This is a genomic window from Acinetobacter sp. YH01018, from assembly GCF_013420295.1.
GTDB lineage: Bacteria > Pseudomonadota > Gammaproteobacteria > Pseudomonadales > Moraxellaceae > Acinetobacter.
Genome location: NZ_VOYL01000010.1, coordinates 1 through 19,847 on the forward strand (window position 1 = coordinate 1; position 19,847 = coordinate 19,847).

Sequence of the window (19,847 nt, forward strand, 5' to 3'; positions counted from 1 at the left end):
TGGAAGCAGATGAAGTATAACTGGCGGGATTTTAAGGTGATGAAGGCAGATCAAATAGAGCGTTGGGTTGGGCAGATTTCAAAGGGTTTTGGTAATGAATACATGTTTACTTTTTAGTTGATACTTAAAAGCAATCTGACCAATACCCGAAGACTGGAAAGCAAAGCCATTCACATAAATTAAAATTTCATTTTCGCCGCTGTTTAATCCCGATATTGGTAAAATCCAGTAACGCGGCATATTCCAGCTTTTTGACAGTGGTTCTTGTAAATGCTTATCTCTCCAGAGTAAATCACCATTCAAAAAGACTGCGCCGGCAGAATTAATATAATCAATTGAAAAAGCAATCGGCTCGGCAAGTCTAGCCTGATTCTGACAGGACCAGCTCCATTGAATTTTGTACCACGCTGCTCCGTTATAATTTTTCCAGCGTTTTTGCCACTGATCGGGTAAATTTACAGACTCCCAGCCCTGTCGGGGTAAAACTGTGACTGAACTGGTTTTGACAGTATCAATAGAATGAATGTGTACTGCACATTGTGCATTAATATTTTCAATTATTTCGGCAGAACTGACTTGACTCAGCAGGCTAAGAACAAGAATAAAAAAATAATGCACAATCAATGACTTCATAGAATCCCTAAGGATCTTGCTGCACTCACGGCCTTTGTTCTTTTGGTCACCGACAATTTACGGTATATGTGCTTGATATGACTTTCAACAGTATATTTAGAAACAAACAATTGTTCAGCGATTTCCCGGTTACTCATTCCTTGAGCGACCAGATTTAGAATCTCAGTTTCCCGGCTGGTTAACAGCTCCATATCTGCATCTATGATTTTCTGATCAGCTACTGCCGGTATAACCGCAGCTGATATCTGTTTCAAAATTTCTTGAGCAATAAAAGGGTCTATCGGCGCACCGCCACGTAAAATGCTACGAATGGATAACTTAACTTCAACATCATCACGTTCTTTCAGAACATAACCTGTCGCGCCTGCCTTGATTGCTGAAAATAAACTTTCCTGAGTACTCCAAGCCGATATCACCAAGATCATGGCATTGCTATCCTGTGCATGAAGCTTTTCAATCAGCTCTATGCCGTTACCGTCAGGCAGTCCCAAATCAACCAAAGCCAAAGAAACAGGTTGCTGCTCTATTTCTACAAAAGCCTGTTGCAAGTTTTTAGCAAAAATCAGCATATCTTTGCTATAGCCCAGTTCTGCCAATATCTTTTTTAATCGTTCTTGAATCAGCCCTTCATCTTCAACAATTAAAACTGGAACGGGTAAAATCGTTGCTAATTCTGACACACAGCACCCCCTATTATAACCGCCTACTATAGCGAAAAATACAAGCTAAACAATATCCCTAAAATCAGGTAATTTAATAACTTTTATATTAATAAACGATCAATTTTATTTACTATTACATTGTAATCAGCCAGTGTTAAGACCATAAAATACAAATTTTAAAGTTTCAATCGATGATTTAGCCATCAGTTATCCATTCAATATTCTGACTATCATACCAGGGTATAACTTACTTTAGTTTTTGCTTAAATTAATCAGATATAGGCCAAAAAAAACCGCTGTTTTAGCAGTTTCTTACTTCGGATGAGATTAGTGACCATATTGCTGGTTTAAGTATTTCACAATCTGTGCAGACTCAAACATTTTCACTCCGGTATTTGGATCAATTAAATAAGGAACCTGAATATCTCGCCCCATAATTTCAACGGTCTTTTCACGTTTACCACCCGCTAAGGGTTGATATTTTCCAGGTTTTAAACGCAATATTGCCGGCCCCATATCCTGCCAGCGCTCTTTAGCCACGTTATGATAAATATAAGGTAGCTCAAGCTCAGTTAACATTGCTCGTACCACACGGGTAAAAGGACTGGCTTCAAAACCCCATAACTCCAAAAGTTGCTCTGGTGCTGCACGATCTTTAATTTTCCGGTTAATCCAGACGCCGCGTGCACCATTCACGATGGTGCCAGCTAAAGCCACGACAGGGATTTTGGGATAATGGGCAAATTTTTTCGGTGTGGTTCCCGTTCGGCCATAATGTTTAAATAAATGATTAATAATGGCTTGTGATTCATATATTTCTGTACCGGTATTTTCATCTACGAAAAATGGAAACTGTTTTTTTCCACCTTTTTCTTTGACAATTTTCCGGTATTTCTGGCCACCCTTAGGGCAAGGATAAACCTCATAATCCAGATTTAACAAGGTTAAAACCTCACGCACACGGCGACAAAATGGCGAACCCTCAAACTCATAAAGTTTCAGTGATTTTTCAGGCTGCTTGGGAAAAGCTGTACCGCTCACACCTCGTCCGCCTTCAGTCAAAGATGAAGCCAGCGCTTGTATCACTTTAATTTGATGATTCACCATTTTTATCCTTGTATCTCTGTCTTTATAAATCGACTAATTTTTCTTTTGCCACCACAATGCCGTTGTTATCGGCATAGATATAATCGCCAGAACTGACGCTTACACCACCAAAATACAAAGTTAAATCCACTTCGCCTATGCCTTTGCGATTACTTTTTTGCGGAATTGCAGCCAACGCATGTACACCCAGGTCCAGTTCGGCAATCGCATCGACATCACGTACACACCCGTAAATAATTACCCCATTCCAGTGATTTTTCACCGCTGATTCAGCAATCATATCGCCCATCAAGGCACAGCGCATAGATGCTCCACCATCCACCACAAGCACTTTACCAGTACCATCGGTTGCGAGCAGTTCTTTGACACGTGAATTATCTTCAAAACACTTTACAGTGACTGCCTGACCACCAAAACTTTTACGTGCACCATAGCTTTTAAAGAATTTTCCATCCATTGATGGGGTGACCACCTGAATTTCTTTTTCTGGATTGTCATCAAGTAAGTCACAGGTTACGAATGCTGGATTAGACACTTTTTATTTCCCTCGTTTGGAATTTTGTATGCGTAAATTATCATAAATTTCAAACTTTTCAGTCTGAGTTTGTGCAGCCTCGACCATAGTATGAGCTACTTGTACTGCTGTCACGGGCTTATATTTAAATGTATCAGGAACCCAATGCGAGAATTTTTGATACAATTTTTGCGCCATATCTTCTAAGGTGCGTTGTTCTGGTCGTTCACCGATTAATAGTGATGGGCGCAGAACAGATACATATTCCAGATTTAAGCCTTGGATATGCTGTTCCAGTTCACCTTTGACTTTATTGTAAAAAATTCTGGATTGTGCGTTTGCGCCCATGGTACTAATTAATAAATAGTGGGTCTGGGTCGATTCAAATAAATCAGCAAAATGTGCATTGATTTCATAATCAATATTATAAAAATTCTGTTTTGAACCGGCTTTTTTTAGTGTCGTGCCTAAACAGCTGAAGGCATGACTATAACCATTTACATCTTCATCGTTCAGTAACAGAAAATCCTGCAAGATAAATTGTTGTACTTTTTCCAGACTTTTAATCTGCTGATCTTCATGCCGAACCACAGCCGTTATTTTCTCACAGCTTTCAAGCTCATTGAGCTGTTTCAGCAATTCACGTCCCACTAGACCTGTTGCACCAATCACAATTACACTTTTAATTGATTTAGTCATTTTTTAATCGATCTCTATAGGTTTTACTAACGTAACAGTTTTTTTATACTTTTTATGCATCTAAAATGTTGCTGAATCAAGTCAAGACTTGACTTAACGCCATAGTTTAATCACAATATGGCACTTGTTTACGGGCTGGTGATAATTCTTCTGATGAAGGTTTTCAGTTGTAATTTCAGCCCGCCCAGACCAATCTAATTCAAGGAGTGCACGAGTGGCAAACTCTGCTCAAGCTAAAAAACGTGCTCGTCAAAACGTTAAAGCACGTAAACACAACGCAAGCTTACGTTCTATGGTTCGTACTTATCTTAAACGTACAGTAGCTGCAATCGCTGCTGGTGATTATGCTGCTGCTACAGAAGCATACAAAACTGCGGTTCCTGTAATTGACCGTATGGCTGATAAAGGTATCATCCATAAAAACAAAGCTGCTCGTCATAAGAGCCGTTTAAATGCACAAGTTAAAGCTTTAGCTAACTAAGTTGTTGCATTAAAAAAAGCCCTTTTAGGGCTTTTTTTACGTCTATAAAAAATTATTAGGTCTAAAAATAGCACCTTATAAAAACATAAAGCACTTCAAAACTTCTATTAAAAATTTTTTTTAGGATTACTTTATTCAGGAAGAATATCAAGAGGGCGTTTTTTAAAAGCAATGCTGTTTTATTTTATTTTTTCCAGGTTCTGAAACTCGCGAATCGACAACTCGTTCACTTGACCACGCCAAATCCATTTCAGTTTGGATTCTAAAAACACATCACCTTCAAACCAGACAAACAGGCCTTCCATCATTTTTGGCCAGTCTTCATGGCTAACGGTATTACGCCCAGAAATCACCGCAATAATGGCTGCCAAAATAGTATCGTGACTTACAGCCAGACTTAAACCAAAATGATCTTGCGGATGAGTGTTATAAATCAGCTCCAGCACATCGACTACACCAGTAATCGGATGTTTCATTCCAGGCAAGGCATTATTGACAAAACTGTTAATAAAACCCAAAGCACCTTGTTTCTGAAAATAAGGCCCCGCCTGTTTAATATCGAGCACAAAACTTCCCGGCTCAACCAGTAAGCCTTGCTGGACAATTTCAATATGATGGGTATTTTGTGCCAGCATACTCGAATCGGCACCCTGTATCATTAAAGCAGCAGTATCGACACAGCGTTGAATCGGACTTGAAATACAGTGCTGGATGCTACGATCCGTATTATCAATTAAATAGTTACCCCATGCCTGGGCAAGCTCACGGCCTTGTTCAGTTAACTGCAAATCATAGCCTGCCAAACCCTGCCCTGTAACGACCTCGCGAATAGAATGGCGGGTAAACAGAGTGACAGGTGTTTTAGCATCAGGCAATAAATCAATCGCCTTCAGCATACTTATAGGGAGTAAATCTAACGCCATGAAGCAGCCAAAATTAAACATGGGTACATAGCATACTATAGCATGTTAATGCATCAGCTCAATGTATGTTCGCCATAAGTCCTAGGGCCTGGAATGCCAAATTTTTCATCTCGATATTACGAAATGCGATAAAACCACCATTCAGTAAACTCTCGCGCTGATTATATACAAAGGGTCTGCCTTTAAAATCTACCAGCCCGCCACCGATGCGTTCAATCAGGCATTGCCCTGCACTGGTATCCCACTCACTGGTCGGATGAAAGCGTGGGTAAATATCCACTTTACCTTCCAGCATCATGCAGAACTTATAGGCACTGCCCGCCCTAAACTCTACAATATCCACCTGCTGTTTCAGGATGTCCAGATATTCAGCATATTTAGGTTTGTTCTGACTACTTTGACTTAAACCGACCTGAACAGTTTCAGATGGCAGATCATCAACATATTGCAGCCATTGCCCCGTTGCAATTTCTAATTTTAAAGGCAGGCCATGTTTGGGACAAAAATATATCGTTTGTTCACCAGGGATGGCTAATACAGCGAAGGTGGTATGCGCCCCCTCAACCAGACTCAAATTAATGGTAAATTCAGGACGTTTATGCAGAAATTCCTTGGTACCATCCAAAGGGTCAAGCAACCAGAATTTTTGCCATTGCTCACGCTCGGTATAGTCACCTTCTTCAGACAACAACGAGATGTTCGGAAAAATTTTGTGTAATGCGGTCGTGATAAACGCATTGACCCGATAATCTGCCTGGGTTACGGGTGATTGATCATTTTTATGCTCGACATCAAAAGTTTCACCTGCACAATAGGCTTGATATTCTGCTCGCAAAATTTCACATGCCTGTGTCACAATGGGAACTAACTGTAAAATCAGAGCATCTTGCGGTGCCGTAGTTGCATTAAACATAGATTACCTTCATATGCCGAATTCCTCAGAAAAACCCACCATCATCTTTGACATGGATGGTACGCTTCTTGATCTTGCTTATGATGATTTCATCTGGAATCATCAACTCCCTATTCGCTATGCAGAAAAGCATAACTGTACACTCGAACAAAGTACCCGAGCGCTATTTCAGTTTTACCAGCAATACAATCATACCTTAAATTGGTATTCCACACGCTTCTGGAGTGCAAAAGTAGGGGTTGATACATTGGCGCTGCAACAGGAATTTCAACACAAGGTAACTTTACGTCCAGGATGTATTGAACTGCTGGAATATCTTAAAGCTCAGGGCTATGCCTGCTGGATTGCAACCAATGCCGATTGTGAAGGCCTGAAATTCAAACTTGAACAAACCCAAATCGCGCATTATTTTGATGTAATTGTCAGCAGTGAAACGATTGGTCACGCCAAAGAAAACATCGAATTTTGGCAGAAACTCCATTCACTGCACCCCTTTCAGGTCGAACATACCTATTTTATTGATGACACTGAAAAAGTACTCAAAGGTGCAGAAAAATTTGGTATCCAGCATTTAATTACCATTGCCCAGCCCTCATCTCAAAAAGAAATTAGGACTGAAAGTTCCTATCCAATTTTACAAGAGCTGACCGATTTAATGGTGATCTTAGAACAAGCTGAGGATCTGAAAAAATATGCCTAATTCTTCTCAACAGAACAATGTTGAAAGTATGCGTGTTGACAAATGGTTGTGGGCAGCACGTTTTTTTAAAACACGTTCAATATCCAAAGCTGCCATTGAAGGCGGTAAAGTTCATCATAACGGTGAACGGGTTAAAGTTTCCAAAGAAATTCGTGTCGGGATGGAGCTCACCATCCAGCAGGGTTTTGACCGTAAAACTGTCGTCATCAATGCCTTATCCGCTGTGCGCGGTGCAGCACCGATTGCACAGCAACTTTATGAAGAAACCGAAGTGAGTGTTGCAAGACGAGAGTTGATTGCCACCCAAAGAAAGTTGCATAATCTAGCCCGACCTGAACATCGGCCGAGTAAAAAAGATCGAAGACAAATCAGTAAATTCAAACAAGATAATGATCAGCAGTTCGATCAGCACTGGTCATATCACGATTAGAAGCTGTTGATATTTAAGCGTCACATTCTGTCGCATTCGACTGAATTGATATAGTACATAAGGAATGAATCTGTCACTATACTTGGGTGGAACACGTTTGAAAGCAACACATCCACTTAAGTGAATATTTTTGTGACATCGTTTTGAGGTTGTGAGATGGATGATAATAAAAGCAAGGCGCTAAATGCTGCCCTAAGCCAGATTGAAAAACAGTTTGGTAAAAATACAGTAATGCGCCTTGGTGACAATACTGTACAGGCCGTTGAAGCGGTCTCTACAGGCTCTTTAACCCTGGATATTGCTCTGGGTATTGGTGGTTTACCTAAAGGCCGTATCGTTGAAATTTACGGCCCTGAATCTTCAGGTAAAACCACCATGACTTTGCAAGCTATTGCAGAATGTCAAAAAGCGGGTGGTACATGTGCGTTCATTGATGCCGAACATGCGCTTGATCCGCAATATGCCCGCAAGTTAGGCGTAGATATCGACAATCTTCTGGTGTCACAGCCTGACAATGGTGAACAGGCACTTGAAATTGCCGACATGCTGGTACGCTCTGGCGCGATTGACCTGATCGTGGTCGACTCCGTAGCAGCCCTAACCCCACGCGCGGAAATTGAAGGTGAAATGGGTGACTCGCATATGGGTCTGCAAGCCCGTTTAATGAGCCAAGCATTGCGTAAAATCACCGGTAATGCAAAGCGCTCTAACTGTATGGTGATCTTCATTAACCAGATCCGTATGAAGATTGGCGTGATGTTTGGTAGCCCTGAAACCACAACGGGTGGTAATGCGCTTAAATTCTACGCTTCTGTACGTCTCGATATCCGCCGTATCGGTCAGGTAAAAGAAGGTGATGAAATCATCGGTTCGGAAACCCGCGTAAAAGTCGTGAAGAACAAGATGGCGCCTCCATTTAAAGAAGCGGTATTCCAAATTCTGTATGGTAAAGGTGTCAACCATTTAGGCGAATTGATTGACCTCGCCGTACAGCAAGAGATCATCCAAAAAGCTGGCGCATGGTATTCTTATCAGGGCGATAAAATTGGCCAAGGTAAAAACAACGTGATTCGCCATCTGGAAGAAAATCCACAAATTGCAGTAGAAGTGGAAAAACTGATTCGTGAACAACTCCTTACTACAGGTACAGCACCGGTAGAAGACAAGGATGAAGCTGAACCAGACTTTTTAGATGCTTAATTTCCGGCATAATAAAAGTTAAACTGTAAAACGCCCTACGGGGCGTTTTATATTTGATGTGATATAGACCCTTATGAACAATCCCAAATTTCCCAATATGCTGGATTACGCAGCACTCAAGCAACAATTTAATGAGTCGCCTGGAGAATTGTCCACCTGTTCAATTCCGCCTAAAGAATCCGATGCTTTACACTTTGAAAATCCATCTGAACCAAAAGCTCAAGGCTTGACTGGCACACGCTTACGTTCCTACGCTTTTGCAGTATTGACACGTAAGGAATACTCAAAAGCGGATCTGATCGAGAAACTTGCACTTTATGCCGTGGATCGTGATGAAGTCATTAAACTGGTGGATGAACTGGCGAGTGAAAATTATCAGAGTGATCAGCGTGTAGCTGAAATGATGCTGTCGAGCCAGAAACGTAAAGGTAAAGGTCCAAACCGCATCAAGATGGCATTAAAATCAAAAAAAATTGATAGCAGTTTAATTCAGGATGAATTAAAAGAAACTGACTGGAATGAACAGGCCTATCAACTGAAAGTAAAAAAATTCGGTCTTGATGTTGAAAAAGAGCCCAAACTGAAAGCTAAACAAATACGCTTTTTGATGTATCGTGGATTTGAAATGGATGCAATTATGAAAGCAATTAGCAAAAAAGCAGATGAAATATAAATATAGGGAAATATGAATTATTATAAAAATTGGTGGCAACCCTACCAGCAAACCTTCGGCACATCATAGTTCTACTACCGTTGCTACCTTCCGGTCCTGGCGGGGTTCGTAGAGTACAATTGCGAAGTAACCGGCAGGGCTACCATTGCAAGAACAGAGTATAGAGATTTTTAATTAACTTGCAAGTACTCTAACCTGTTTTCTAGCAACATTGCTTTTGTTTGCTTATTAAAAAAACAATCTTGATTAAAAACAGCATTCTTGAATGTTTTTATCTGCACAATCAATTACTTTAAAACTATGACAAGATTGTAAACGCATATTGCATTTCATGGGCCGGACGTTTTTAATGTCGTCATGTCTTTTAAATGGTCACACTCTAAAATCTTGTATTTAGAACGGACCGAAAAATACAAAATGGATGTTTTTTATGATGCTCAAACAGCATGCCTTATGCGTACTCACCTTCTTGGGTTCGGCTTCACTTTACGCCAATGTCCCGATTGAATCACGCGGCTTGAGTCAAAACAACAGTATTGACCTCAGTGCCAACAATGTGGCTATGAACCCAGGTGCAACAGTTGCCAATGTGCCAACCAATTTAAATTGGCAAATCATGCAAAAAAACCAGCAATTAGAAAATGACATTCGCGTATTACGCGGCAAAATTGAAGAACAGGACAACGAAATTGAACAGCTTAAACACGAATTGACCAATCGCTATACCGACTTGGACCAACGTCTGGAACTTCTGCAACAGAAAGTAGACCCAGAAAGTGCAGCTCCAGAGGAGGATAACCAACAGGATACTTCTCCCAGCAGCTCAAACAGCCAAGCCACAGTAGCATCTCATACATCCGCTAAAGAAGTGGCTCCAGCAACAGCCAAGCAAGCAGTTCCCGCCAATGCTCAGCCCTCTTCAACTGAACTTGATAAAGCAGCCTATACTGTAGCGCTGGATGCTTATAAACAAGGCGGTGCAAAAAAAGCTATTGCTCCTATGCAAAACTTTATCAAGAACAATCCCAATAGTATCTACATTAGTAATGCCTATTTCTGGCTGGCTGAATTTAATCTGGCCGTGGAACCGACCAATTATGCAGAAGCTAAAAAGAACTATAATATCGTGGTCAATCAATACCCCAATTCTGCCAAGGCATCACGTTCCCTATATCAACTCTACAATATAGCCAAAGATGTCGATCACAATATGACTCTCGCCAACCAGTTAAAAATAAAACTACAAAAAAATTATCCCAAATCTGAAGAAGCTGGATATCTGAAGAAATAAAAGACAAAAAAAGACACCTTAATAGGTGTCTTTTTTATAGCAGTATATTCGATTAACGAACAATACCACGCTTGGATTGCTCTAATGAATCAATCAATAACTGTACTTCAGGAGCTTCAGGCAACAGGTCGGTACGAATCTGCTGTATGGCCTGCTCAGTGGTTAAAGCTTCTTTATAAATCAATTTAAAGGCTTGACGTAAGGCCTGGATCACATCTTTAGACCAACCCTTACGACGCATACCTTCAACATTCATGGCAAAGGCATGCGCTGGATTACCTGAAACCATAACATAAGCAGGTACATCTTTTAAGATTAACGAAGCACCACCGATCATGCTGTAAGAATCAATTTTGCAGAATTGATGAATACCTGAGTTTCCACCCACAACCACATAATCGCCAACCTGAACATGTCCGGCAACACCAACATTATTGGCAAAAATATTATGATCGCCCACCACACAGTCATGTGCAATATGTGTATTGACCATCAATAAATTATGACTACCGATTTTGGTAAGACCTTGATCTTGAACCGTACCACGATGCAAGCTGCAATGCTCACGAATAGAGTTATGATCACCAATTTCAAGCCAGGTCTCTTCGCCAGCATATTTTAAATCCTGACAAACTTCACCCACACTCGCGAACTGGAATATTTCGTTGTTTTTCCCAATACGAGTATAACCACCAACCACTACATGTGCATGTAGCTTGGTGCCCTCACCAATGGTGACCTGTGGCCCAATAATACAATAAGGGCCAATTTGTACATCTGCAGCAATGACTGCAGATGAGTCTATAATGGCGGTTGGGTGAATTAAATCGTTATTACTCATGCCTGCTCTATTTTCTGATGCGAAACCGTAATTTCCGCGGTTGTTGCTACAACGCCATCCACTGTGGCGATACAATTATATTTGTAAATTCCACGTTTGTGCATAACCAATTCTGATTTTAATACCAATTGGTCACCAGCAACGACCTGTTTTTTAAAACGGACTTTTTCAACACCCGCAAAAAGAAACAATGATCCTGGACCAGGTTTTTCATTATTCATGATAAAACCAAGTATACCAGAGACTTGAGCTAATGCCTCAACAATCAAAACGCCTGGCATAATCGGGTAGCCCGGGAAGTGCCCCTGTAAAAACTCTTCGTTGATTGAAACATTCTTATAGCCCACAATGCCATTGTCAGTCACATCTACAATGCGATCGACCAATAAGAATGGATAGCGGTGAGGTAAATATTCACGAATTTGTTGAATGTGCATTGGCAATTCAGGTTTCGTAAATGCAGGAGTATTCGACTCAGTCATCATATCTATTTACGCTTAAAAGTTGATTCAAGGGACTCGATTTGAGCCTGTATATGATCAAGCCGTTTAAGTAACTGGGTCAATGGCACATCTGCTAATTGTTTAAAGCGTACTGCAGCCCGTTTCCAGTGCAAACTTTCCAGCATTGGTGTGCCAGAAGAATAGCTTCCTGCCTCAGAAATACTTTTTGTGACCATTGACATACCGGTAATTGTGACATTGTCGGCAATATTAATGTGACCTACCACTCCCACGGCTCCAGCTAGTACACAGTTTTTGCCAATTGTTGTGCTACCTGCTATACCACATTTCGCAGCAAGTGCTGTATTTGCACCAATTTTTACGTTATGGGCAATTTGCACAAGATTATCAATAATGACACCATCTTCCAGAATAGTATCATCGAGTGCACCACGGTCAATGCTGCAATTTGATCCAATTCTGACGTCATTTCCGATTTTAACTGAACCTAATTGCGCAATACGATGCCATTTACCTTGGTAAGGAGCAAAACCAAAGCCTTCTCCCCCAATCACGGTATTGGCATGAATACGGACACGATCCCCAATTTTTGTGTCACCAGTTAATGTGACATGTGAATCGATAAAGCATTGCTGACCAATTTCGACATCATCATCAATTTTAACGTGTGACTGAATGACGGTGTCATCACCCACCACACAATGCTCACCAATAACAACATAATGTCCAATATAGGCACTATCGGCAATTATGGCAGAAGGGTCAATTTGAGCTGTACTTTCTATCCCCTGATGCCGATTTTTTTTTTCAAATACATGCGTCAGAATGGCAAAAGCCAGATAAGGATTATCGACTACAATAAAATTATTGTGCGTATCTAACTGATTTTTTAGAGAGGAAGTAACGATCAATGCACCCGCTTTTGAAGCGCGTGCCTGATCCAGATATTTATCAGCATTTACAAATGCAATATGTTTCGCTTGAGCTGCATCCAAGCTGGCCAATCCTTCTAATATTAAATCAGATTGACCTACGTGCTCGCCCTGTACCAGACGGGCAAGATCTTCTAAGCGAAATTGTCTAGGATTCATTGATTACTTAATAACGTTAACCTTTTGAATCATTTTATCAGTTAAATCATATTTAGGGTCATAAGCAAGTGCTGAATTTTTATTCAAAACAACATCCAAGTTATTTTCTTTACGCAATTGTTCTGCAACTTGCTTAACTCGAGCCCCTAAAGTCTTATTCATCATCTGAATCGTAGACTGAACGGTTGACTGTACACTTTGCTGCAGCGTATTAAATTCTTTTAGCTGAGTCTGAAATTGCACAGACATTTTTTGCTTTTCAGCATCAGATAAATTAGGCGTTTGCTGAGCACGTTGCTGTAGAGCTTCGAGTTCTTTAGCTAACTGTTCCAGTTTAGTGGTTTGCGGCTTGACTTTTTGCTGTAAAGAAACATTCTGCTGTTTTAAATAAGTGCTATTTTCTACCACTTTTTCCAGATCAACAACCCCATAACCAGCGGCATGTACTATCGACGTACTCGCCAAACCAGCAAAAACAAGGCTCATTAATATTTTCTTCATACACATATCCTCTTTAAACCCATTGAGGGTCGCACTTAGAAAGTACGACCAATTTCAAATTGGATATTTTTAGTATTATCACCGTCTTTTTCATTTAACGGATAAGCATAGCTAAGAGATAGTGGACCAATCATGGTAATCCAGGTAAACCCTGCACCTACGCTATAACGCATATTACCTGCATCAAAGCCAAAGTTATCTTCGCAATATTGTTTCGCACTTACCAATGAGCCTTTGACAAAAATATTATCATTAGAAACATTACATTGCGTATCAAAAACTTGGGCACCTTCAGCAAACAGTACCGGACGAACTTGGCGTGTCCAATCACCTTTAAACGGTAATGGTAAAGCCAGTTCGGTACCAAATTGTACTAAAGCATTACCACCGACTTCTTCGGGAGAAGGATCTGTTTGGCTCGTATCAGAAAAATAAACCCCTGGATATTTAGGACCTAGCGTACTGTTATCATAACCACGCACTGAACCAAAGCCACCGGCATAGAAGTTTTTATAGAATGGCAAGTCATTACCATAACCCAACTTACCATAACCACGCAGTACAAAGCCCTTACCTAAAGGCTGGAAGGCTTGGGCATCATAGGTGATTTTTTGATATTCCACATCACTGCCTGGTAATGCAATTTCACCATTCACACGATGCGACATACCTGATGTTGGGAAGACAGGACGGTTTAAGGTATTATAAGACCAACCCAAGTTTAAGTTATAAGTTAAGAAACCACCTTTAAATTCTTTACCATATGAAATTGGATTAGGACAAAGCTGATAACCTGTGATATTGCCATTAGCATCTGTAATTGGAACCAACGACTGTGGGCAATACTCACCACCTTGTGTTTGTCCATCACCATTTTTTTCCAAATAATCAGCAACATAAGTTGAAACATAAGAACCAGTAGTAACATCAGTCTGGTCAATATTTAGACCTGCACTGATACTCTGATTCTCATCAATTGGATAACCGAAGTTGATACCACCACCAAAGCTGTCGGTTACATAGTTATTGACGTTATAGTTATTATCCAACTTGGTTTTACGGTAATACATGTTATAACCGCGACGTACACCATCAATGGTGAAGTATGGATCAGTCACGCTTAAATTATAATAATCTTGTGTTTCTGAACGCGACAAGTCAATTGATACCGCATTACCTGTACCCAAGAAGTTGGTTTGACTTAAGCCCGCCTGGAAGGTTACACCACCACTTTGCGAGAAACCGACTGCCAGTGTACTGGTACCTGAATGCTGCTCTTCAACATTGACGTTCAAATCAACCTGGTCAGGTACATTTGGAATACGTGTCGGTTTAATCTCAACTGTTTTAAAGAAACCTGTACGTTCTAGACGAACTTTAGATAAATCAATTTTTTCATTGCTGGCTAATGCACCTTCCATCTGGCGCATTTCACGACGTAATACCTCATCGGCTGTTTTGCTATTACCAGTAAAGTTGATACGACGCACAGTGACTTGCTGACCCGGATTAATATAATAATTCAAATCAACCTGTTTGGTTTCTTTATTGATTTCAGGAACAATATTCACTTCCGCATAGTAATAACCGGCATTACCATACTTACGCAGTAAAAGCTGCTTGACCGCATTGACTTTTTCTTGAGAATAAATGTCGCCATCTTTATAAATTTGCAGTGCTTTTAATTCTTCAGGTTTATAAAGTGCATCACCCAAAAACTTGCTTTGACCAAATTTAAATTGTTCGCCTTCTTCTACCGCAACTTCGACAAAGATATTTTTTTTATCTTCACTCAAGTTCAAACTTGAGTTGGTGATATTGAAATTGATATAACCCTTGTTTAAATATAAAGCACGTAAAGCTTCAAGGCTGGCAGCCATCTTTTCACGTGCATAGCGATCGTTACTGGTAACAATCGAACTCCATGTACTTTCTTTAACAGCAAAAGCCTGCTTGATATCGCTTTCTTTAAAAACGGTATTGCCAATAATATTGATATCAACAACTTTAGCTGCCTTACCTTCAACAAAGTCAACGGTTAAATCAACACGGTTATTCGGTTTGGCAGTCGTGATTACCTTAACATCGGCATCATAACGACCTTGCTGCATATACTGCTGTTCAAGTTCAGTTTCAATGGTTTGCAAAGCAGATTTTTTCAAAACCTCGCCTTCTGCAATCCCCATTTTTTTCAGCCCTTCTTCCAGGGCTTCTTTAGGAATAAGTTTATTCCCCTTGAACTCAACCTTGGAAATAACCGGGCGTTCTACCACGCTAAAAACAAGCGTATCTGCTTGTTGAGATGCCTTGATATCATCAAACAGGCCAGTGGCATACAAGGCACGAATCGCATTTGCAATGGTCGCATCATTAACCCGATCGCCAGCATTGACAGGCAACACTCCATAAACATTTTCTGGCGTTAAGCGAACAAGTCCATCAATTTTGATATCGCGAACAATGAATTCATCTGCTGCATATACTTGTTGTACTGCTGCCATTGCACTAACGAGTGCCAAAGGCATAAATAAATGTGTGTGCTGCATGCCAGTCTTTTCCGATGTTAATTTATTACATATTTACGTTGTTATAAACGCATGAAGTCATTGAATAGTGCAAGGAGCATCATGCTACCGAGCAGTACCATACCAATTTTTAAACCAAACAATTGTATTTGTTCAGAAACAGGTTTACCACGAATTAGCTCAATAACATAGTAAACCAAGTGTCCACCATCAAGCATTGGTATAGGCAATAAATTTAAAATACCTAAACTCACGCTCATTAAGGCCATAAATGAGATAAAGGTTTGCCAACCCATTTCCGCACTTTGCCCTGCTACCTTGGCAATGGTGATCGGTCCAGATAAATTATCCAGCCCAATTAAACCACGAACCATCTTAACCATCGAGTTCAAAATCATACCTGAAATTTGGCCCGTTTTATCAATAGCCATCACCAGTGCTTCAGTCGGACTATATTGAATGGTTTGCTTATATTCTTCGGGAATGGTTATTTTTCCAGGGGTACTTTGTACACCAAGCATACCTGAAACATTACCCATGCTGTCACGCTTGGCTTGTGGCATCACCTGTAAATGTAGCAGTTGATTTTGACGTAATACATCTATTTTTAATAATTTTTCTGGAGAAGCCTGAACAACTTGAACAACATCGAACCAGTCATTCATTTTCACACCATCAATGGCCACAATTTTGTCGCCTTCTTTCATCCCCTGACGAATAGCTGCACCACCTTCACTCAGCTTGCTGACCACGGGAGCAATATATGGACGGTATGGCATAAAGCCCAAACTGTCCAATGCAGACTGGTCTTGATTTTTTAAGAAGTTCTGGATAGGCAAGTAAAAGGTTTGTAACTGACCGTGACGGTCTGCCTGAATTTCAATAGAACCGGTTTCACCAACACGATCCACCAAAGCAAAATTTAACTTTTCCCAAGTTGTGACTTGCGTTCCATCGACTGTTGTAATTTTGTCACCAACCTGCATTTGAGCTGTAGCTGCCGGGGTATTTGGCAACACTTTACCCACACGGGTGTTCAATTGTTCTTGCGATGGAATAAACAAAACCCAGAACAATAAGACGGCAAAAACCAGATTGATTAACGGCCCGGCAGCAACAATTGCGATCCGTTTCCAGGGATGCTGACGGTTGAATGCCTTAGGTAAATCCTCTTCAGCAACGCTGCCTTCCCGTTCATCCAGCATTTTGACATAGCCACCTAACGGTAATGCTGAAAGCTGATATTGAATGCCCGATTTTTTAGAGGTCCACTTGACTAAGGTCGGCCCAAAGCCAATCGAATAAACTAAAACTTTAACACCCAGTTTACGCGCAACAATATAATGTCCAAACTCATGAATCGCAATGAGCGGTCCAAGAAGTAAAATTGCTGCCACAATCATAAACAAGGCACTCATTTTTTAGCTTCCTTTATTGATGACAATTTGCTGGGCAGCAGATCGAGCCATTCGATCGACTTGTAAAATACGCTCAATCGACTCTGCAGCGCCCCCTTCAACCTGATTTAAAGTCTGTTCGACTACCTGAGGAATTTCTGTAAAGCCAATGGCACTTTTCAAAAAGGCAGCAACAGCAATCTCATTGGCAGCATTTAGAATTGCAGGAGCTAAACCACCGCTCTGCATGGCTTGACGTGCAAGCTTTAATGCCGGAAAACGCAGTGTATCAGGTTCCTGAAAATCGAGTTGCTGATTGACAAAAAGGTCGAGTGCAGGCACATGGGTTTGAATACGCTCTGGCCATGCAAGTGCATGCGCGATTGGCGTACACATATCAGGATTGCCCATTTGTGCCAAAGTCGACCCATCCACATATTGAACCATAGAATGAATGATACTCTGTGGATGTACCACCACTGTTACAAACTGTTCTGAAATTGCAAAGAGATGGCAGGCTTCGATCAGCTCCAGTCCTTTATTCATTAAAGTTGCCGAATCAACTGAAATTTTCTGACCCATAGACCAGTTAGGATGCTTGCATGCCTGTGCAGGAGTCACATTTAGCAGTTGCTCCCGACTATGGTTTAAAAATGGACCACCCGATGCGGTGAGCAGAATGCGCGACACCCCCTGTTTAGGTTGCCCATTGCGCTCTACCTGAAAATAACCGGCAGGCAAACATTGAAAAATCGCATTATGCTCAGAATCGACTGGAAGCAATTCAGCCTGATAATCACGTGCTGCCTGCATCATAAGATCACCCGACATCACCAGTGCTTCTTTGTTGGCCAGCAAGACACGCTTACCGGCTTTAACTGCAGCCAAGGTCGGCAATAAGCCCGCAGCACCTACAATAGCTGCCATAACCACATCGACATCTGCATGTTCAGCAACAGCAATCAAACCCGCTTCATCAGTCAGAATTTCAATATCTGTTAAAGAATGATCATGAAAATATTGCTGTAATTCTTTAACACGACTAGAAGGAACGACCACGACTTTTGGCCGATATTGTTTGCATATTGCAACGAGTTCTAAAATTCTGCTATGCGCCGTGACTGCAAAAACAGAATACTTTTCAGGATGCTGTTGCAGAATTTTTAAGGTACTTTGACCAATTGAACCCGTTACACCTAATATACAAACAGATTGTGACATCTATAAATCTACACCAATAAGTTTCAAAACATACATGCCTGCAGCAAAAATTGGAGCAGCAGCAAGCAATGAATCAATACGGTCAAGCACCCCACCATGTCCTGGCAGAATACGACCCGAGTCTTTAATTCCAGCACGACGTTTAATCATGGATTCAAACAGGTCGCCCAGAACCGAACTAAATACGGTAATCACAGATAAAATTAAAAACAAGATATGCTGTGCCAGAGTTAAATCCAAATAAAGGATTTCTACCGCTACCACAATCAGCATGGCAGTAAAAATACCACCATATAAACCCTCTACTGATTTATTTGGACTAACATCTGGAGCAAGTTTTTTCTTGCCCAGTTTACGCCCAACAAAATAAGCACCGCTATCTGCACCCCATACCAGTAAAAACAGGTACATGAGCCACCATGGCGAGCTATGCCATACAGAGAAAATTGCGGTGACTGCAGCAGAAACTAAAATAAATCCGATAATCTTTAAGCTGGAATTGTACCATCCATCATAGTTTGGATACGATTTAACCCAAAAAATACTGCAGATCCAGCAAATAATGGAAGCTGCCCAAAGTAGCAGAGCAATATCATTAAAATATAATGCTAAAGTTGCTAAAGCGGCAGTAGCAAATCCATAAACCCAAGCTAAGGGCTTAATAAGATTTTTATTCTTTCTTGGCATAAGCTTAAACCACTCATACCCTGCAACCCCTGCTGCAACAATCATCAGCATAAACATTGGATACTGAGACTGTGTAGCAAACATACAACTCAGTACAACTGCTACCAATACCAATGCGGTTATAATCCGCTCTAACATTTATTAATTCTCAAGTTTCTCTTGTTGGATTTGCTCTGAAGTTTTACCAAAACGACGTTCACGTCCAGCAAAGACCGCGAATGCATCATCTAATTCTTCTACAGTAAATTCAGGCCACAAGGTTGGGGTAAAATATAGCTCAGCATACGCAGCTTGCCAAAGTAAAAAATTTGACAAACGATAATCACCCCCTGTACGAATGAGTAAATCTACAGCAGGCAAATCGGCCATGCAGACATGTTGCCCAAAAAGCTCCACGTCAATATCTTCAACCGCAACTTTTTTCGCCAGCACATCTGCTGCAATCTGTTTTGCAGCCTGAGCCATATCCCACATACCACCATAACTGATAGCAATGGTTAAAGTCATGCTGTCGAACTTAGCAGTCCTTTGTTCGGCTTGCAACATTAACTCGCGCAAACGGTCGGACAAACGTGAACGGTCACCAATAAAACGTAAGGCAATATTGAATTTTTCCATCCGTGGCAATTGCTCATGAATAGTTTCTTCCAACAGTAGCATGAGCAAATCAACCTCAAACTGAGGGCGATTCCAGTTTTCACTGGAAAATGCAAAAACGGTTAGCGCTTGAATATGATTTTTTCTACAATGTTCAACAATCGGATCCAGGACATTTTTCCCTTCACGATGTCCAGCCCCTTTTTGCATTTGCTTTTTTTTTGCAAAACGATTGTTGCCATCCATGATGATGGCAACATGTTTTGGAAGAAGCATATTATCTTCTGATACGGTCAT

Annotated in this window: 22 protein-coding genes, 1 other RNA gene and 1 pseudogene; 7 read left to right on the forward strand and 17 right to left on the reverse strand. The window is 40.8% G+C overall.

Annotation, left to right across the window (positions count from 1 at the left end; genetic code table 11):
- A pseudogene (locus FTT83_RS16035) lies at positions 1–117 on the forward strand (transposase); the annotation flags it as partial.
- Here FTT83_RS16035 and FTT83_RS05320 read toward each other — a convergent pair.
- The 5 genes from FTT83_RS05320 to FTT83_RS05340 all read right to left on the reverse strand — a co-directional run bounded on the left by FTT83_RS05320 (position 79) and on the right by FTT83_RS05340 (position 3,615).
- Positions 79–633 carry a hypothetical protein gene (locus FTT83_RS05320; RefSeq protein WP_373456106.1) on the reverse strand — a complete coding sequence of 185 codons (555 nt, stop codon included), beginning with the start codon at positions 631–633 and terminating at the stop codon, positions 79–81. The pseudogene FTT83_RS16035 and the gene FTT83_RS05320 overlap by 39 nt on opposite strands.
- Entirely contained in the window at positions 630–1,313 is a 684-nt protein-coding gene (locus tag FTT83_RS05325; protein ID WP_180081291.1) for a response regulator transcription factor, read from the reverse strand. The genes FTT83_RS05320 and FTT83_RS05325 overlap by 4 nt, the downstream gene beginning before the upstream one ends.
- A gap of 309 nt (positions 1,314–1,622) precedes the next feature.
- Complete coding sequence (locus FTT83_RS05330; RefSeq protein ID WP_166168228.1) at positions 1,623–2,402, reverse strand: glutathione S-transferase N-terminal domain-containing protein; 780 nt, start codon at positions 2,400–2,402, stop codon at positions 1,623–1,625.
- 22 nt (positions 2,403–2,424) lie between these two features.
- Positions 2,425–2,937 (reverse strand): ribonuclease E activity regulator RraA, encoded by a 513-nt coding sequence (gene rraA, locus FTT83_RS05335; protein WP_086196380.1) that lies wholly within the window; start codon positions 2,935–2,937, stop codon positions 2,425–2,427.
- 3 nt (positions 2,938–2,940) lie between these two features.
- Positions 2,941–3,615 carry an NAD(P)H-binding protein gene (locus FTT83_RS05340; RefSeq protein WP_180176322.1) on the reverse strand — a complete coding sequence of 225 codons (675 nt, stop codon included), beginning with the start codon at positions 3,613–3,615 and terminating at the stop codon, positions 2,941–2,943.
- A gap of 214 nt (positions 3,616–3,829) precedes the next feature.
- On the opposite strand from FTT83_RS05340, the gene rpsT reads away from it, so the two are divergent.
- Entirely contained in the window at positions 3,830–4,096 is a 267-nt protein-coding gene (gene rpsT / locus FTT83_RS05345) for a 30S ribosomal protein S20 (RefSeq protein ID WP_039622003.1), read from the forward strand.
- Positions 4,097–4,275: 179 nt separating this feature from the next.
- Here rpsT and FTT83_RS05350 read toward each other — a convergent pair whose 3' ends face one another.
- Together FTT83_RS05350 and FTT83_RS05355 are read right to left on the reverse strand one after the other, a co-directional pair.
- On the reverse strand, positions 4,276–5,019 hold the full coding sequence (locus FTT83_RS05350; protein WP_180176323.1) for a histidine phosphatase family protein: 744 nt from the start codon (positions 5,017–5,019) through the stop codon (positions 4,276–4,278).
- Positions 5,020–5,077: 58 nt separating this feature from the next.
- Positions 5,078–5,932, reverse strand: coding sequence for a 3'(2'),5'-bisphosphate nucleotidase CysQ (locus FTT83_RS05355; protein WP_180176324.1), 855 nt, complete (start codon positions 5,930–5,932; stop codon positions 5,078–5,080).
- Between the two features lie 13 nt (positions 5,933–5,945).
- On the opposite strand from FTT83_RS05355, the gene FTT83_RS05360 reads away from it, so the two are divergent.
- From FTT83_RS05360 to FTT83_RS05375, 4 genes are all read left to right on the forward strand, one after another.
- Positions 5,946–6,632, forward strand: a complete 687-nt coding sequence (locus FTT83_RS05360) for an HAD-IA family hydrolase (RefSeq protein ID WP_180176325.1) — start codon at positions 5,946–5,948, stop codon at positions 6,630–6,632.
- Complete coding sequence (locus tag FTT83_RS05365; protein WP_180176326.1) at positions 6,625–7,062, forward strand: RNA-binding S4 domain-containing protein; 438 nt, start codon at positions 6,625–6,627, stop codon at positions 7,060–7,062. The genes FTT83_RS05360 and FTT83_RS05365 overlap by 8 nt, the downstream gene beginning before the upstream one ends.
- Positions 7,063–7,218: 156 nt before the next feature.
- A complete protein-coding gene (gene recA, locus FTT83_RS05370; RefSeq protein WP_086196385.1) occupies positions 7,219–8,262 on the forward strand; it encodes a recombinase RecA in 1,044 nt (347 codons plus the stop codon).
- Between the two features lie 73 nt (positions 8,263–8,335).
- A complete protein-coding gene (locus tag FTT83_RS05375) occupies positions 8,336–8,935 on the forward strand; it encodes a regulatory protein RecX (protein WP_180176327.1) in 600 nt (199 codons plus the stop codon).
- A gap of 39 nt (positions 8,936–8,974) precedes the next feature.
- Here FTT83_RS05375 and ffs read toward each other — a convergent pair.
- Positions 8,975–9,071: signal recognition particle sRNA small type (gene ffs / locus FTT83_RS05380), an RNA gene on the reverse strand.
- A gap of 294 nt (positions 9,072–9,365) precedes the next feature.
- Between ffs and FTT83_RS05385 the strand changes: the two genes are divergently transcribed.
- Positions 9,366–10,226, forward strand: a complete 861-nt coding sequence (locus tag FTT83_RS05385) for a YbgF trimerization domain-containing protein (RefSeq protein ID WP_180176328.1) — start codon at positions 9,366–9,368, stop codon at positions 10,224–10,226.
- 52 nt (positions 10,227–10,278) lie between these two features.
- Here FTT83_RS05385 and lpxA read toward each other — a convergent pair whose 3' ends face one another.
- From lpxA to uppS, 9 genes are read right to left on the reverse strand one after another with little or no spacing between them, the layout of a single operon-like run.
- Positions 10,279–11,067 carry an acyl-ACP--UDP-N-acetylglucosamine O-acyltransferase gene (lpxA, locus tag FTT83_RS05390; RefSeq protein ID WP_086196388.1) on the reverse strand — a complete coding sequence of 263 codons (789 nt, stop codon included), beginning with the start codon at positions 11,065–11,067 and terminating at the stop codon, positions 10,279–10,281.
- Entirely contained in the window at positions 11,064–11,549 is a 486-nt protein-coding gene (fabZ, locus tag FTT83_RS05395) for a 3-hydroxyacyl-ACP dehydratase FabZ (RefSeq protein WP_171263214.1), read from the reverse strand. The genes lpxA and fabZ overlap by 4 nt, the downstream gene beginning before the upstream one ends.
- A gap of 5 nt (positions 11,550–11,554) precedes the next feature.
- Entirely contained in the window at positions 11,555–12,622 is a 1,068-nt protein-coding gene (lpxD, locus tag FTT83_RS05400) for a UDP-3-O-(3-hydroxymyristoyl)glucosamine N-acyltransferase (RefSeq protein ID WP_180043574.1), read from the reverse strand.
- Between the two features lie 3 nt (positions 12,623–12,625).
- On the reverse strand, positions 12,626–13,123 hold the full coding sequence (locus FTT83_RS05405; RefSeq protein WP_086196390.1) for an OmpH family outer membrane protein: 498 nt from the start codon (positions 13,121–13,123) through the stop codon (positions 12,626–12,628).
- 35 nt (positions 13,124–13,158) lie between these two features.
- Positions 13,159–15,669: an outer membrane protein assembly factor BamA gene (bamA, locus tag FTT83_RS05410; RefSeq protein WP_180176329.1), complete on the reverse strand. Its 2,511-nt coding sequence runs from the start codon at positions 15,667–15,669 to the stop codon at positions 13,159–13,161.
- A gap of 41 nt (positions 15,670–15,710) precedes the next feature.
- On the reverse strand, positions 15,711–17,066 hold the full coding sequence (gene rseP / locus FTT83_RS05415; RefSeq protein WP_180043570.1) for an RIP metalloprotease RseP: 1,356 nt from the start codon (positions 17,064–17,066) through the stop codon (positions 15,711–15,713).
- A gap of 3 nt (positions 17,067–17,069) precedes the next feature.
- On the reverse strand, positions 17,070–18,266 hold the full coding sequence (ispC, locus tag FTT83_RS05420; RefSeq protein ID WP_180176330.1) for a 1-deoxy-D-xylulose-5-phosphate reductoisomerase: 1,197 nt from the start codon (positions 18,264–18,266) through the stop codon (positions 17,070–17,072).
- A complete protein-coding gene (locus tag FTT83_RS05425; RefSeq protein ID WP_086196394.1) occupies positions 18,267–19,091 on the reverse strand; it encodes a CDP-archaeol synthase in 825 nt (274 codons plus the stop codon).
- A 3-nt stretch (positions 19,092–19,094) separates the two neighbouring features.
- A complete protein-coding gene (gene uppS / locus FTT83_RS05430) occupies positions 19,095–19,847 on the reverse strand; it encodes a polyprenyl diphosphate synthase (RefSeq protein ID WP_086196395.1) in 753 nt (250 codons plus the stop codon).

Excerpts from the sequence above, each read along its gene's own strand:
- uppS (WP_086196395.1), bottom strand. The coding sequence starts at position 19,847 with ATGACCGTATCAGAAGATAATATGCTTCTTCCAAAACATGTTGCCATC.
- bamA (WP_180176329.1), bottom strand. The coding sequence starts at position 15,669 with ATGCAGCACACACATTTATTTATGCCTTTGGCACTCGTTAGTGCAATG.
- FTT83_RS05350 (WP_180176323.1), bottom strand. The coding sequence starts at position 5,019 with ATGGCGTTAGATTTACTCCCTATAAGTATGCTGAAGGCGATTGATTTA.
- FTT83_RS05340 (WP_180176322.1), bottom strand. The coding sequence starts at position 3,615 with ATGACTAAATCAATTAAAAGTGTAATTGTGATTGGTGCAACAGGTCTA.
- FTT83_RS05365 (WP_180176326.1), top strand. The coding sequence starts at position 6,625 with ATGCCTAATTCTTCTCAACAGAACAATGTTGAAAGTATGCGTGTTGAC.
- fabZ (WP_171263214.1), bottom strand. The coding sequence starts at position 11,549 with ATGACTGAGTCGAATACTCCTGCATTTACGAAACCTGAATTGCCAATG.
- FTT83_RS05385 (WP_180176328.1), top strand. The coding sequence starts at position 9,366 with ATGATGCTCAAACAGCATGCCTTATGCGTACTCACCTTCTTGGGTTCG.
- FTT83_RS05360 (WP_180176325.1), top strand. The coding sequence starts at position 5,946 with ATGCCGAATTCCTCAGAAAAACCCACCATCATCTTTGACATGGATGGT.
- FTT83_RS05375 (WP_180176327.1), top strand. The coding sequence starts at position 8,336 with ATGAACAATCCCAAATTTCCCAATATGCTGGATTACGCAGCACTCAAG.
- lpxD (WP_180043574.1), bottom strand. The coding sequence starts at position 12,622 with ATGAATCCTAGACAATTTCGCTTAGAAGATCTTGCCCGTCTGGTACAG.
- FTT83_RS05355 (WP_180176324.1), bottom strand. The coding sequence starts at position 5,932 with ATGTTTAATGCAACTACGGCACCGCAAGATGCTCTGATTTTACAGTTA.
- FTT83_RS05405 (WP_086196390.1), bottom strand. The coding sequence starts at position 13,123 with ATGAAGAAAATATTAATGAGCCTTGTTTTTGCTGGTTTGGCGAGTACG.
- recA (WP_086196385.1), top strand. The coding sequence starts at position 7,219 with ATGGATGATAATAAAAGCAAGGCGCTAAATGCTGCCCTAAGCCAGATT.
- FTT83_RS05425 (WP_086196394.1), bottom strand. The coding sequence starts at position 19,091 with ATGTTAGAGCGGATTATAACCGCATTGGTATTGGTAGCAGTTGTACTG.
- FTT83_RS05330 (WP_166168228.1), bottom strand. The coding sequence starts at position 2,402 with ATGGTGAATCATCAAATTAAAGTGATACAAGCGCTGGCTTCATCTTTG.
- ispC (WP_180176330.1), bottom strand. The coding sequence starts at position 18,266 with ATGTCACAATCTGTTTGTATATTAGGTGTAACGGGTTCAATTGGTCAA.
- lpxA (WP_086196388.1), bottom strand. The coding sequence starts at position 11,067 with ATGAGTAATAACGATTTAATTCACCCAACCGCCATTATAGACTCATCT.
- rseP (WP_180043570.1), bottom strand. The coding sequence starts at position 17,066 with ATGAGTGCCTTGTTTATGATTGTGGCAGCAATTTTACTTCTTGGACCG.
- FTT83_RS05320 (WP_373456106.1), bottom strand. The coding sequence starts at position 633 with ATGAAGTCATTGATTGTGCATTATTTTTTTATTCTTGTTCTTAGCCTG.